Source organism: Phenylobacterium aquaticum, assembly GCF_022695515.1.
GTDB lineage: Bacteria > Pseudomonadota > Alphaproteobacteria > Caulobacterales > Caulobacteraceae > Phenylobacterium > Phenylobacterium aquaticum.
This window is the reverse complement of the sequence record NZ_JALDPT010000005.1, coordinates 180,800-193,516: the sequence shown is the minus strand read 5'-3', so window position 1 is coordinate 193,516 and position 12,717 is coordinate 180,800. Positions and strand designations below refer to the sequence as shown.

Genomic DNA, 12,717 nt, shown 5'->3' with positions numbered 1-12,717 from the left:
GTCCATGGTGAAGACGGTGGGCTTATCCGGCGCGGCTTCCGGCGAGATGGTGCGCATGTGCACGAACTCGGGCGCCTCGACCGCCGGATCCTCCAGCACTTTACCTTCGGAGGAGGAGTGCAGCAGGTTGGCGTCGACGCTGAAGGGCGCCTCGCCGCGCTTGTCCTTGGTGATCTGGATCTGGCGCCTCTCGGCGTAGGCAAGGAGGGCCTCGCGGGACTTGAAGTCCCACTCCCGCCAGGGCGCGATCACGTGGATGTCGGGGGCGAGCGCCGTATAGGCCAGCTCATAGCGCACCTGATCATTGCCCTTGCCCGTCGAGCCGTGGCTGACCGCGTCCGCGCCCAGCCGCCGGGCGATCTCGATCTGGCGCTTGGCAATGAGGGGCCGCGCGATGGCGGTGCCCAGGAGGTAGCTGCCCTCATAGACCGCATTGGCGCGGAACATCGGGAACACGAAATCGCGGACGAATTCCTCGCGCACGTCCTCGATGAAGATGTTCTCCGGCTTGACCCCGGCGGCGAGCGCCTTGGCGCGGGCCGGCTCGATTTCCTCGCCCTGGCCGAGGTCGGCGGTGAAGGTCACGACCTCCGCCCCATATTCCGTCTGCAGCCACTTCAGGATGATCGAGGTGTCCAGGCCGCCCGAATAGGCGAGGACGACTTTGCGGACCTGCGGCTTGCTCATGTCGGCAAGACTAAGCGCGGAGGCGCGACACGGGGTTGCGAAGGCGCCATGATCTCGCGTGAAATTGGCGCCAGGCGCCACTCAAGTGGATGATGGAGGTATCTGGCGCCCATGAAGCTCGACACCATTGATCGCAGGATTCTCCGCGCCCTGCAGCGCGACGGTCGGATGCAGAATGTGGAGCTGGCCCGCGAGGTGGGGCTGTCGCCCTCGCCCTGCCTGCGCCGGGTGCGGCTGCTGGAAGAGGCGGGGGTCATCGAGCGCTATGTGGCGGTGGTCGACGGCGCCAAGGTCGGGGCCGGCCTGACCCTGTTCGTGCGGGTCTGGTTCAAGACCCAGGACGCCGCCGTGACGGCGCAGTTCGCCGAGGCGGTCCGCAAGCTGCCGGAGGTGATGGAGTGCTACCTCACCACCGGCGACTGTGACGCGGTCCTGCGGGTGGTGACCACCGACCTCAACAGCTACTGGCGCCTCCAGGCCGATCACCTGACCCGCATCGACAGCGTCCAGAGCGTCAAGACCGATGTGCCCCTGGAGACGGTGAAGCGCAGCTATGAGCTGCCGATGCTCCAGGCCTGAGGCCTGACCGGCCGAGCGCGGTCTGGGCGAGGTAAGCCTCCTCTAAGGCTGCGGCCTAGATGTCGCGCGCGTCGAAGGCCGCCCGGGCGGCGACCACTTCGCCAATGTGATCGGCCGACCAGATGCGCAGGGCGTCCATGGTCTGGGCCAGGGTCTTGCCCAGAGGGGTGATGGTGTATTCGACCGTCACCGGCACGGTGGGCGTCACCTTCCGGGTGATCAGGCCGTCGCGCTCCAGGGCCTTGAGCGTCTGGGACAGCATCTTCTGCGAGACCCCGCCGACGACCCGCTTGAGCTCATTGAACCTCAGGGTCTCCTTCCACAGGGCCGCGACGACCAGCACGGCCCATTTGTTGGCGACCCGCTCCAGGATCAGGATCATCGGGCAGTCGGCCTCGGGGTGGTCCGGCTTCATGGGTTACCTCGGGGTGACCTGGTCACGAACAGGTGCCTTCTTACACCAAGGTTCGAGTCCGCAGTAGGTATCGGATCGTAACTTACTGACGGAGCGCTTCATGACTTCCCCCGATGACGACGTGCGGGCCGCGACCCTGCGCCTGGTGTCCGATTATCAGACCCTGCTGGGCCAGAAGCGATGGGACGCCTGGATCGACCTGTGGGCCGAGGACGGCGAACTCGACTTCCCCTTCGCCCCGGCAGGCCGCCAGCGGCGATATCGCGGCCGCCCGGAGATCCTGGCCTATATGAGCGCGACGCCGGGCCGGGTCGCGGTCGACGCCATCGATCAGGCGCGCCTGTTTCCCATGCAGGATCCAACCATCGCGATGGCCGAGCTCACCATCCGCGGCCACGCCCCGGCGACCGGCGCGCCGTACAACCAATCCTATGTGCTGATCTTCGAGACGAAGGGCGGCAAGCTCTGGCGCTATCGCGAGTACTGGAACCCGCTGGTCGCCATCGACGCCATGGGCGGACGCGAGGCCTGGGCGTCAGGCTTCGGCTCGCCCCTCGCGGCGGGCGAGGGGGCATGAGCGTCCTGATCACCGGAGGCGCCGGCAAGACGGGGCGCCGGCTGGCCCAGCGGCTCGACGCGCGAGGCGCTGCGTATCGTGTCGCGAGCCGCGCCGCCTCGGACGACCCCAGGACCCGCCGCTTCGACTGGACGGACCGGGCGACCTGGCCGGCGGCGATCGAGGGGACGCGCGGGATCTATCTGGTTCCCCCGCCGGGGGGCGGCGACCCCGCCGCGATGATCAATTTCGCCCGCCTGGCCCTGGAGCGGGGCGCGGGCCGGATCGTGCTGCTCAGCGCCTCCCTGCTGCCGGCCGGCGGGCCCGGCGCCGGACAGATCCATGCCTGGCTGCGCGACCACGCTCCGGATTGGGCGGTGCTGCGGCCGAGCTGGTTCATGCAGAACTTCAGCGAGGGCCAGCACCTGGAGACCATCCGCACGGAGGGGCGCATCTATTCCGCGACCGGCCAGGGCCGCGTGGCCTTCATCAGCGCCGATGATATCGCCTCGGCGGCCTGCGCGGCGCTGACGGCGCCGGAGCCCCTCCAGGCGGAGTTCGTCCTGACCGGACCCGAGGCGCTGTCCTATGACCAGGCGGCGCGCGAGATCGGCGAGGCGGCCGGCCGCAGGATCGAGCACGTCCGGCTGAGCGTGGAGGCCCTGGCGGCGCGGCATGTCGCGGCGGGCCTGCCGCCCATGACCGCCCAGATCCTGGCGGGCATGGACGCCCTGATCGCCGACGGGGCGGAGGATCGCGTGACCGACGCCGTTGAGGTGCTGACCGGCGCGCCGCCGATGGGGTTGGCGGCCTTTTGCCGGGCGGCGGCGTCGGTCTGGGCCGCCTGACAACCCCACCCCGTCCCGGATGACCGCTTCACAGGTCGAAGGTCGCCTTAAGGGAGGCCGACCCGCCCATGGCGGAGGCCAAGGCCGGCTGGACGGGCGCCTTCACCGCGCCGCCGGCCGGCCTGCTCTAGAGGTTCAGGCCGCGTCGGTGCGGACCGCCACCATGCCCTCCGTGCGGGCCCGCGCCTCCGGCGAGGCCAGGCAGGAGGCGAGCGCCTCATAGCCCGGCGCCCCAGGATAGGGCGCGACGGTGATCGGCGGGTTGTGATTGGCCGGGCAGAACAGCACCGTCTCGTCGGGGCCCAGCGCCGCCGGATCCAGGACCGCGCAGGATCGGGTCATCAGGAACAGAGGCCGCGCGCCAGGACCGCGCCGCCGCAGGTGGGCGATCAGCGCCTCCTGGGTCGCCTCGTCCAGCCCCTGTTCGACCATGTCGACCACCAGGGCGGAAGGCCCTTGGGCCTCCAGCCCGACCAGCAGGGCGGCCAGCGCGTCGGAGGGCTGGGCGCCGTCCTCGACCAGCCAGGCCTGAACCTCCTCGACTCGCGCCTTGAGCGCGGGGTCGGCCGCCATCCGGGCCCGCGCCGCCGCGGCCCCGTCGGCCGCGCGATCAAGGTCCAGGAAGACCGCGCCCGCCAGGGTCGCGGCGATGGCCTTGGCCAGCCGGGTCTTGCCGCAGCCGAGGGGCCCGGTGATGTAGGTCAGGGGGCGGATGGCGGAGAGCTCGAACCGCTCCCCGCCCCAGGGCCAGGGCAGGTCGAAGGCGAGGCTGGGGCCCGATCCGACCAGATCGGCCAGGGCGGCGGAGGTCGGGACCTGGCCCCTGGCGAGGTCGGCGCGCAGGCCGCCGACCTTTTCCACGGTGGCCGCAAGCCGGCGGACCTGATCCTCCAGCCGCGCCTGATGGGCGGCCAGGGCGGGGGCGAGCCCCTTGGCGTCGCCGGCCAGCACGCGGGCGACCTGGGCCAGGCTGAGGCCGAGCGCGCGTAGGGACGCGATCTCGCCGGCGCGGGCCATTTCGTCGGGGCCATAGGCGCGCCATCCGGCGGATGTGCGCACCGGCAGGAGCAGGCCGCGCTGCTCATAGAGCCGCAGCGCCTTGGCGGAGACGCCGAGCCGGCGGGCGGCCTCGGCGGGGTTCAGATACTGGGCGGAAGCGTTCACGAATCACCTCGTTGATGGCTGACCGCAGGACTTATCGATGCGGTCCCAGGGGCCGGGTCAACGGGGTGTTTCGTCAGGTCGATGTGGGGGAGCTAGGGCCATCGGCAGCCCATGGTCCGCAGGACAACTTTTAACTGTGCCGACGACGAGTTAGCCTCCAGCGATGGCCAAGCTGAGGTTGAGTTATGAATCAGACGACGAGTGGACGGGCCGACTCCGTGTTTCCGTAGCCTCGGGCGGCTTCGCGGTCGCGCGACCGGTTGGGTTTCGCCTACACAGATCGAAGAATTCGTAGCTGCGCTGAGCCAGTATCCGCTTGCCGCGTCACCGGAGCCCTTGGTCGTACGAGCTGGCGAGCAAGAGCTCATTCGCGTCAGCATCCGACCTTACGACAAACTTGGGCATCTCATCGTTCGGGTCGAGCTTGCTAGACCTCTACACCTCCATCACGCCCCTGCCGATTTCACGCAATCGGTGATCGCGACGATGTTGACTGAATATGTATGGCTTGACCGGTTCGTAAGCGCGCTGGCTCAGCTAGCCACCGGGCAGGCGAAGGAAGCTCTCCTTCGGGGGGCCGGGCAGACGGATTGAAGCTTAGCTTCAATCCGCCGATGCCTCGCTCAATTATAGGGCGCGTCCTTGGTGAGGTCGGCTTCGACCGCGCAGGCCTGGGCGTCGGGGGCGGGGCCGGCGGCGCGCGCCTTGGCGACCTCCTCGCGGGCGGCGTCCATGTCCGCGCGGAAGGCGGCCGAGCCGTGCAGGCCGGCGACCACGGCCGCGCCATTGGTGCGGGCGGCCTCGACGGCGCTCATATTGTGCACGCCGCAGACCATGCGGCTTTCGCCAAAGGCGCGGCCGCGGACCAGGATCTGGGTGGCGCGGTCGGGGGCGAGTTCGGCCAGGACCAGGGCGACGCTCCAGCCCCAGGTGGCGTGGCCGGACGGATAGTCGGGGCTGGCGGCGAGCGCCGGGTCCTTGGGCACGCAGATCGCGCCCTCGTCGATCAGATAGGGCCGCTTGCGCTGATAGATGTCCTTGGGCCGGTTGGTGGCGCGGCTGACGTCGGCGGCCATCTTGGAGACGATGGCCGACAGGCGCGGCGCGTTCTGCGGGGTGAGCTCGACGCCGAGCGCGCAGCTCATGTCCTTGAGGATGATGAACTGGTTCACGTCATTGATCGCCAGGGCCCACCGGGGGCTGCCGGCCAGCGACCGGGTCGACTGGAACGCCTTGCGGTCGGCCTCATAGCGGATCGTGCCCGGCTGAGGGGCCACGGGCAGGATCTTGTAGGTGTCGGGGGCGGCGTCGCGAGATAGCCGCCCGCGACCGGCTTGGGGGCCTGGGCGACGGCCGCGCCGCCCGCCACGACCAGGGCGCTCAGCGCCGCCGCGGCCCAGATTGCGTGTTTGCCTTGCATGTCGCCTCTCCCCGTTCACAGACCCGCGATCATGCGCCGGCGCGCGACCTAGTCAAACCGCCCTTTCACCTATCGTGGGTTTGGGACTTGCGACATTAAAAATATTGATCTAGAAATTGAATAAATCAATTCGGAGCCCGGCGTGACTAAGAGAAAGACCCAGGACTGGCAGGCGCTCACCGAGCTCACCCAGGGCCGGGCCTTTGTCGCCGAGCGCGTGCGCCTGGTGGATTCGGACATCTGCATCGAAGGCGCCTTCGAACTGCCGCAGCTGGCGCGCCTGGCTGCCGAGGATCAGGTGTTCGTGGCCGCCTTCCTGCGCAGCCACGGCTCGATCAAGGAGATGGAGCAGGTGTTCGGCGTCAGCTATCCGACCGTGAAGGCCCGGCTCAACCGCATCGCCGCCAGCCTGGAGTTCGTCGAACTGGATCCGAAGCCGGCCCGCTCCGAGGTGCTGGAGCGGCTGTCGCGGGGCGAGATCACCGCCGAGGACGCCATCCGCGATCTGGAGGGCCGGCGATGAACGACGTCCCGGTTCCGCACGAGGAGCATCCGGCGGCGATTCCCAAGACCCGCGCGGTGCGCCGGCTGGAGGCCATGCAGACGCGGGCCGAGCGGTTGCGCTGGCGGACGGTGGCCCGCCCCAAACCGGACCGCGCCATCCGCCTCTGGGTGCCGGTGACCCCGATCCTGCTGCTGCTCTCGCCGCTGATCCTGCTGGTCCTGGGGGTTGCGGTGCTGCTGCCGAAGCCCTTCGGCATGCATCCGGCGACCATGATCCTGGGCGTCGGGCGCTTCCTGGCCTCGCTGAACGGAACCCAGGTGGATGTCGAGCGGGAGCGCCGCTCGATCCAGATCAGGCTTTTCTAGGAGCTTCCCATGAGTGAAGACCGCCGCACGATCCTGAACATGTTGTCGGAGGGCAAGATCACGCCCGAGGAGGCCGAGCGCCTGCTGGCCGCCGTCGAGGCCGGTCCGGCCGCGGCGGGGCCCGCGCCCACGGCGGACGCCCCCAAGCCCAAGCCGAAATATCTGCGGGTCGCCGTGGACACCGAAAAGCATGGCGAGCCGACGCGGGTGAATGTGCGGGTGCCGATGCAGCTGCTGCGCGCCGGGGTCCGGCTGTCCAGCATCATCCCGCCCGAGGCGCGCGAACGGGTCAATGAGGCCATGCGGCGCAAAGGCCATATGAGCTTCGATCTGAACAGCCTGAAGCCCGAGAATCTTGAGGAGCTGGTCGAGCAGCTCAACGACCTGACCGTCGATGTCGACCAGGACCACACCAAGGTGCGGATCTACTGCGAGTAGCATCCTCCCCCATGAAATGGGGGAGGGGGACCGCCGCCGGCGGTGGAGGGGGCGTGACCGGGCGCGGCGCTTGAGGCCGCCCCCTCCACCACGCTGCGCGTGGTCCCCCACCCCCGCCATGCGGGGGAGGAAAACTTAGGCCGCGGTCTTGTCGAACAGCTTGGCCCAGCGGCGCTTGGTGCGGGTCTTCCACGATCCGCGGTGCCAGGCGTCAGACGCGATCAGCGGCACGACGGTGGTGGCCTCGGCGAACACCATCTGCTCCCAGGTCACGTCGACCTTGCCCCACGAGCAGGCTTCCTTGAGGGTCGAGGACGAGCAGGCGCCGTCGCGCACGTCGGCGACGGTGATCTGGATCGCATAGCGGTGCATGTCGACCTCGTGGCCGAGGATCTCGGCGCAGACCACGGTGTCCTGGGCGAAGTTCTTCGGCACGCCGCCGCCCACCATGAACAGGCCGGTGGTGCCGGCCGCGATCTTGATGTCGGTCAGTTCGCGGAAGTCGGCCACGGCGTCGATGGTCAGGTAGGGCTTGCCCGCCTTCATGCGCTCGACCTGATGCTTGACCAGACCGAAGCCGGCGGAGGAGTCCACAAAGGCCGGGCAGAAGATCGGCACGCCTTCGCGATAGGCGGTCTCGATCAGGCTGTCGGGCTTCTTGGCGTTGCCGGCGGCCAGCCACTTGCCCATCTCGTAGATGAACTCGCGGCTCGAATAGGGGCGGGGCTCGAGGGCGGCGCAGAGCTGGAAGATGGTCTCGTCGCAGGCCTGCAGCTCTTCCTCGTCGATATAGGTGTCGTAGATGCGGTCGATGTACATGGCCCGCAGGTCGCGGTCGTCGACCGGGTTCTGAGCCTGGGACTGGTAGTGCTTGAAGCCCAGGGCCTCGAAGAAATCCATGTCGACGATCGAGGCGCCGGTGGCGACCACCACGTCGATCAGGCCATACTTCACCATGTCGCGATAGATGTGCATGCAGCCGCCGGCGCTGGTCGAGCCGGCCAGCGTCAGCCAGGTCGAGCAGGCGGTGTCTTCCAGCGCCATCGACAGGATGTCGGCGGCGCGCGCGGTGTCGCGGCTGGTGAAGCTCATCTGACGCATGGCGTCGATGACGGGGCGGGCGTCGTACTGGTCGATGGCCACGTGCTCGACGGTGGTCGAGAGCAGCTCGGCCTTGCGGTTCGAATTGGCGACGTCAGCGGTCATTCTCTTTGATCCTTAGAGTTTGAGCGCCCGTCCAAATGAAAAGGCGCGACCGGGACGGAGCGACCGGCCGCGCCTGAAGATTTCAGGTCCGAAGACCTACTTGCGGCGGCGCTTCTTCCCCCGCGCGCGCGACAGCTTCACGACATTCTGCATCTCGGCCTTGGGCGCGGCGATGGAGCGCTTGGCCAGGCCGAACATCGAGGCCATGGGGGCGTCGTCCACCTGCACGGTCTCGACATCGCCGAAGCCGTTGAAGCGGGTGGTCATGGCCACGCCATAGGCGCCCAGCATGCCGATCTCGATATAGTCGCCCTCGCGGGCGTCCTCGGGCAGCCAGAACGGGCCGGGCATGTGGTCGATCGAATCGCAGGTCGGGCCGTAGAAGCGATAAGGCTTCAGGGGGCCTTCGACCTCGACCGACTGCTCGCCCTCGCGGCGCATCAGCTTCACCGGGAACGGCCACTTGGAATGGGCCGCGTCGAACAGCGAGCCGTAGGAGCCGTCATTGAGATAGAGGGCGTCGCCCTTGCGCAGCTCGACCTTGGTGAGGACCGAGGAGGCTTCCGCCACCAGGGCCGGCCGGGTTCGCACCACAGCTCGGTGGTTTCATGGACCATCATCTCGGCGAAGCCGCGCTCGATGGAGTCCATATAGTCGGCCAGAGCCGGCGGGGTCATGCCCGGATAGACCGAGGGGAAGCCGCCGCCGACATCGACCACATCGGCGAAGACGCCGGCGCGGACGAGGGCGCGGGAGGCCTGGGTCATCGCCGCCTGATAGGCGGTGGGCCGCATGCACTGGCTGCCGACGTGGAAGGCCACGCCCATCAGCTCCTGGGTCGCGCGGCGCGCGGCCAGCAGCAGATCGGGCGCCCCATGCGGGTCGATGCCGAACTTGCCGGAGAGCGAATAGGCCGCGCCCTCGGCCGCCACGGCCAGGCGGACCATCAGGTTCAGATCCTTGGCGCCGCCGGTGGCGTCGAGAATCTTGGCCAGCTCCTCATGGCAGTCGAGCGAGAAGGTGCGGACCCCGTGGTCGAAATAGGCGGCCGAGATGGCGGCGCGGCTCTTCACCGGGTGCATGAAAGCCATGCGGGCGCCCGGCGCATGCTGCGCGACCAGCTCGATCTCCGGGATCGAGGCCACATCGAAGGACGTCACACCGTTTGCGACCAGGGTCTCGATGACCCATGGCGAAGGGTTCGCTTTGACAGCGTAGAAGACGTCGCCTTTGAACTTGTCCTGGAACCAGCGCGCCGCTAGGGCCACCGCGTCCGGCCGCGCAAAGGCGACAGGACGTTCCGGCGACCGCTCACGGACCAGGTCCAGGGGCGTATGGTACCTTTGCACCTCACGCAACCCCCAACGGATTGTTGAACCCAATCCGGCGTTAGCAGCGCTTTTGAGGACATCGGGTCCGCCGGAGCCGTGCGAAATAGGGGCGATGAACCGCGATGTAAAGCGGTTATTTTTCGTCACGGAAAATCACGCGCAAACCCTGGCCGCGTCAGGGCTTGCGCGGGGGCTTAGTCGACAAGGATTCTCCCGGTTTTCGAGGCCGGTTTCGCGAGCGTGCGCGCCACGGCGTCGCGGGCCGGCCAGGGCCTGTTTTCAATGCGCCGCAAGGCTGAGGTCGGGGGACTGTTAACGGGTGCTGGACCGGCGGGCGCCCCCCATGTCATTAAGCCGTCGCAAGGCCGCGCGATCTAGACCGGCTCCGCCCTTGCGAGCGCCGAACCCGGGGAAGCTTCGCCATCCATGTCTGACGCCGCGGTTCTATCCGTCCGCAACGCCTCCAAGAGCTTCGGCTCGCGCAAGGCCCTCGACGGTGTTTCCCTCAATGTGGCCCGCGGCGAGATGATCGCCCTGATCGGTCCCTCGGGATCGGGCAAGTCGACCCTGCTGCGCTCGATCAGCGGGCTGCAGACGATCGATCCCGGCCCCGGCAAGATCGAGGCCTTCGGCCAGGTGGTGCAGTCCGAGGGCCGCGTGTCGCGCAAGGTGCGCGACGTGCGCATCCGGGTGGGCTTCATCTTCCAGCAGTTCAATCTGGTCGGCCGCCTGACCCTGTTCTCCAATGTCGCCCTGGGCTCGCTGGGCCGGATCCCGATGCTGCGCGGCCTGTTCGGCCAGTGGCCGGCCGAGACCAAGACGGCGGCCATGGCGGCGCTCGCCCGCGTGGGCGTGGCCGACTACGCCGGCCAGCGCGCCAATACGCTCTCCGGCGGCCAGCAGCAGCGCGGCGCCATAGCCCGCGCCCTGGTCCAGAAGGCCAAGGTGATCCTGGCCGACGAACCCGTCGCCTCGCTCGACCCCGTCTCCGCCCGCAAGGTGATGGAGCTGCTGCACGACCTGAACACGACCGACGGCCTGACCGTGGTCGTCACCCTGCACCAGGTCGACTACGCCACCCGCTATTGCCGCCGGGTCGTGGCCCTGAAGGCGGGCAAGATCGTCTATGACGGCCCGGCCACGGGTCTCGACCGCACACGCCTGATCGACATCTACGGACCCGAGTTCGAGGATGTCTTCTGGGAAGGAGCTCCCAAATGATCCGCCGCCGTCTGATCACGGGCCTCGGTCTCGCCGCCCTCCTGGCGCTCGGCGCCTGCGGCAAGGCCGACGACAAGGCGCCCGCCAAGCCCCAGGTCCTGACCTTCTCGATCCTGTCGGCTGAGAACCAGGCCTCGATGGGCCCGCTCTGGCAGCCGTTGATCGACGACATGAGCGCCTATGTCGGCATGCCGGTGAAGCCGTTCTTCGCCTCCAACTACACCTCGCTCATCGAGGCCATGCGCTTCAACCAGGTGCAGGTCGGCTGGTTCTCGGCCCTGCCGGCGCTGGACGCCGTCAATCGGGCCGACGGCGAGGTGCTGGGCCGGGTCGTCGACGCCGGCGGCGATGAATCCTACCAGTCCGTGCTGATCGTGAAGAAGGGCTCGGGGATCACGCTGGACCGGGTGCTGAAGTGCGACGGCAAGCTCAACTTCGGCATGGGCGACGCCAAGTCCACCTCCGGGACCCTGGCCCCCAAGGCTTATCTGTTCACCCCGCGCAACATCGAGCCGGCCAAGTGCTTCAAGACGGTGCGCTCGGCGAGCCACCAGTCGAACGTCTTCTCGGTCGCCAACGGCGTGCTGGACGTGGCGACCAACAATTCGGTCGGCCTCGTCTTCGCCAAGCGCGAGAACCCCGAGATCGCCGACAAGATCGAGGTGATCTGGACCTCGCAGCCCCTGCCGGAAAGCTCGATCATCGCGCGCAAGGATCTTGATCCGGCGATCCGCGAGAAGCTGCGCCAGTTCTTCCTGACCTACGGGGTCGGAACCGGGCCCAAGGCGGACAAGCAGCGCGAGGTCCTCAAAGGCCTGGCCTATGGCGGCTTCCGCCCGGCCGATTCCAGCTATCTCGATCCGGTCCGCGAAATGAACGCCGCCGAGGATCTGGCGGCCGCCCGTCGCAGCGGGGACGCCGCCAAGATCACCGCCGCCCAGAAGGCCCTGGACGAGATCCGCGCCAAGGCCGCCCAGCACCGCGCCACCAACCCGGACGCCGGATGACCCAAGCCTCCACGCCCGCACTGCCTGCGCCGCCTTCGCGCTCCCTGGTCCAGCGCCTGCCCGACTTTCTCGTCTGGGGCGGGGTGATCGCGGTCCTGATGTACAGCTTCGGCAAGGTGGACATGCCGCGCCTGCCGCTGCTGTTCACCAATTCCGACAATATGCGCCAGTACGGCCAGCAGCTGATCCATCCCGAGTTCACGCAGTGGAAGCTGTACGTCTCGCAGATGTGGCTGACCGTGCAGATTGCGCTGTGGGGCACAGCGCTCGCCGTCCTGATCGCCATTCCCTTCGGCCTGGCCTGCGCGCGCAATGTCGCGCCGTTCTGGCTGCAGCAGCCCATGCGCCTCTTGATGAACCTGATGCGCTCGGTGCCCGACCTGGTGATCGGCACCCTGTTCATCGTCGCCGTGGGCTTAGGCCCGCTCGCCGGGGTCATGGCGCTCGCGCTCAACACCGGCAGCGTGCTCGCCAAGCTGTTCTCCGAGGCCGTCGAGTCCATCGACAAGGGGCCGGTCGAGGGCGTCCGCGCCACGGGCGCACCCCACTGCAGGAAGTGGTCTGGGGCATCATCCCCCAGGTCGCGCCGCTCTGGACCTCCTATGCCCTCTATCGGTTCGAATCGAACTCGCGCTCGGCCACCGTGCTGGGCCTGATCGGGGCGGGCGGCATCGGCCAGACCCTGTTCGATTCCATGAACAGCTTCGCCTACGCCCAGGTTTCGGCCATCGCCATCGTCATCGTCGTGGCGGTCACCCTGATCGACATGCTGAGCCAGACCATCCGCGCCCGCCTGCTCTAGACGCGGCGGCGGCGCGAAGACGCCGGGGCCGGGGCCGCCAAGCCCCGGTTTCCATTGCCGAAATCTGTCGCGGGTTTCGGTATTGTGTTTTTTGCCACTGCCTATCGGTGAATTTGAACTGTCATAAAACCGCGGCCCTCCTGTCATTGACCGCCAGTACCCCCCTGCCACGG

Annotated in this window: 13 protein-coding genes and 2 pseudogenes; 9 read left to right on the top strand and 6 right to left on the bottom strand. The window is 68.2% G+C overall.

Annotated elements, in window-relative coordinates:
- On the bottom strand, positions 1–687 hold a 687-nt coding region (locus MQH10_RS06075), incomplete at its 3' end, for an argininosuccinate synthase (protein WP_242563169.1).
- A 111-nt stretch (positions 688–798) separates the two neighbouring features.
- Here MQH10_RS06075 and MQH10_RS06070 point away from each other — a divergent pair.
- On the top strand, positions 799–1,266 hold the full coding sequence (locus MQH10_RS06070; protein WP_242563168.1) for an Lrp/AsnC family transcriptional regulator: 468 nt from the start codon (positions 799–801) through the stop codon (positions 1,264–1,266).
- Between the two features lie 55 nt (positions 1,267–1,321).
- On the opposite strand, the gene MQH10_RS06065 is transcribed toward MQH10_RS06070, so the two are convergent.
- The gene (locus MQH10_RS06065) at positions 1,322–1,681 is read right to left on the bottom strand and encodes a winged helix-turn-helix transcriptional regulator (RefSeq protein WP_242563167.1); all 360 of its coding nucleotides are present in this window, start codon (positions 1,679–1,681) and stop codon (positions 1,322–1,324) included.
- 100 nt (positions 1,682–1,781) lie between these two features.
- Here MQH10_RS06065 and MQH10_RS06060 point away from each other — a divergent pair, with 100 nt between their 5' ends.
- Together MQH10_RS06060 and MQH10_RS06055 are read left to right on the top strand one after the other, a co-directional pair.
- Positions 1,782–2,258 carry a nuclear transport factor 2 family protein gene (locus tag MQH10_RS06060; protein WP_242563166.1) on the top strand — a complete coding sequence of 159 codons (477 nt, stop codon included), beginning with the start codon at positions 1,782–1,784 and terminating at the stop codon, positions 2,256–2,258.
- Positions 2,255–3,085: an ergot alkaloid biosynthesis protein gene (locus MQH10_RS06055; RefSeq protein ID WP_242563165.1), complete on the top strand. Its 831-nt coding sequence runs from the start codon at positions 2,255–2,257 to the stop codon at positions 3,083–3,085. Before MQH10_RS06060 ends, MQH10_RS06055 begins: the two co-directional genes overlap by 4 nt.
- 135 nt (positions 3,086–3,220) lie before the next feature.
- Here MQH10_RS06055 and MQH10_RS06050 read toward each other — a convergent pair whose 3' ends face one another.
- Entirely contained in the window at positions 3,221–4,249 is a 1,029-nt protein-coding gene (locus MQH10_RS06050; RefSeq protein ID WP_242563164.1) for a MerR family transcriptional regulator, read from the bottom strand.
- Between the two features lie 623 nt (positions 4,250–4,872).
- The gene (locus tag MQH10_RS26295; RefSeq protein WP_336605048.1) at positions 4,873–5,526 is read right to left on the bottom strand and encodes an acid phosphatase; all 654 of its coding nucleotides are present in this window, start codon (positions 5,524–5,526) and stop codon (positions 4,873–4,875) included.
- Between the two features lie 285 nt (positions 5,527–5,811).
- On the opposite strand from MQH10_RS26295, the gene MQH10_RS06040 reads away from it, so the two are divergent.
- The 3 genes from MQH10_RS06040 to MQH10_RS06030 are packed head-to-tail and all read left to right on the top strand — an operon-like array spanning position 5,812 to position 6,977.
- Positions 5,812–6,192 (top strand): DUF2089 domain-containing protein, encoded by a 381-nt coding sequence (locus MQH10_RS06040; protein WP_242563163.1) that lies wholly within the window; start codon positions 5,812–5,814, stop codon positions 6,190–6,192.
- Complete coding sequence (locus MQH10_RS06035; protein WP_242563162.1) at positions 6,189–6,539, top strand: hypothetical protein; 351 nt, start codon at positions 6,189–6,191, stop codon at positions 6,537–6,539. Before MQH10_RS06040 ends, MQH10_RS06035 begins: the two co-directional genes overlap by 4 nt.
- A gap of 9 nt (positions 6,540–6,548) precedes the next feature.
- Complete coding sequence (locus MQH10_RS06030) at positions 6,549–6,977, top strand: SHOCT-like domain-containing protein (protein WP_242563161.1); 429 nt, start codon at positions 6,549–6,551, stop codon at positions 6,975–6,977.
- Positions 6,978–7,112: 135 nt separating this feature from the next.
- Here MQH10_RS06030 and MQH10_RS06025 read toward each other — a convergent pair whose 3' ends face one another.
- Complete coding sequence (locus MQH10_RS06025) at positions 7,113–8,183, bottom strand: 1,9-bis(guanidino)-5-aza-nonane synthase (protein ID WP_242563160.1); 1,071 nt, start codon at positions 8,181–8,183, stop codon at positions 7,113–7,115.
- Positions 8,184–8,279: 96 nt separating this feature from the next.
- Positions 8,280–9,532, bottom strand: a pseudogene (locus MQH10_RS06020) (type III PLP-dependent enzyme).
- Between the two features lie 408 nt (positions 9,533–9,940).
- Between MQH10_RS06020 and phnC the strand changes: the two are divergent.
- From phnC to phnE, 3 genes and pseudogenes are all read left to right on the top strand, one after another.
- The gene (gene phnC, locus MQH10_RS06015; RefSeq protein ID WP_242563159.1) at positions 9,941–10,735 is read left to right on the top strand and encodes a phosphonate ABC transporter ATP-binding protein; all 795 of its coding nucleotides are present in this window, start codon (positions 9,941–9,943) and stop codon (positions 10,733–10,735) included.
- Positions 10,732–11,742, top strand: coding sequence for a phosphate/phosphite/phosphonate ABC transporter substrate-binding protein (gene phnD, locus MQH10_RS06010; protein ID WP_242563158.1), 1,011 nt, complete (start codon positions 10,732–10,734; stop codon positions 11,740–11,742). The genes phnC and phnD overlap by 4 nt, the downstream gene beginning before the upstream one ends.
- Positions 11,739–12,544: pseudogene (gene phnE / locus MQH10_RS06005) on the top strand (phosphonate ABC transporter, permease protein PhnE). The gene phnD and the pseudogene phnE overlap by 4 nt, the downstream one beginning before the upstream one ends.
- Positions 12,545–12,717 lie beyond the last annotated feature (173 nt).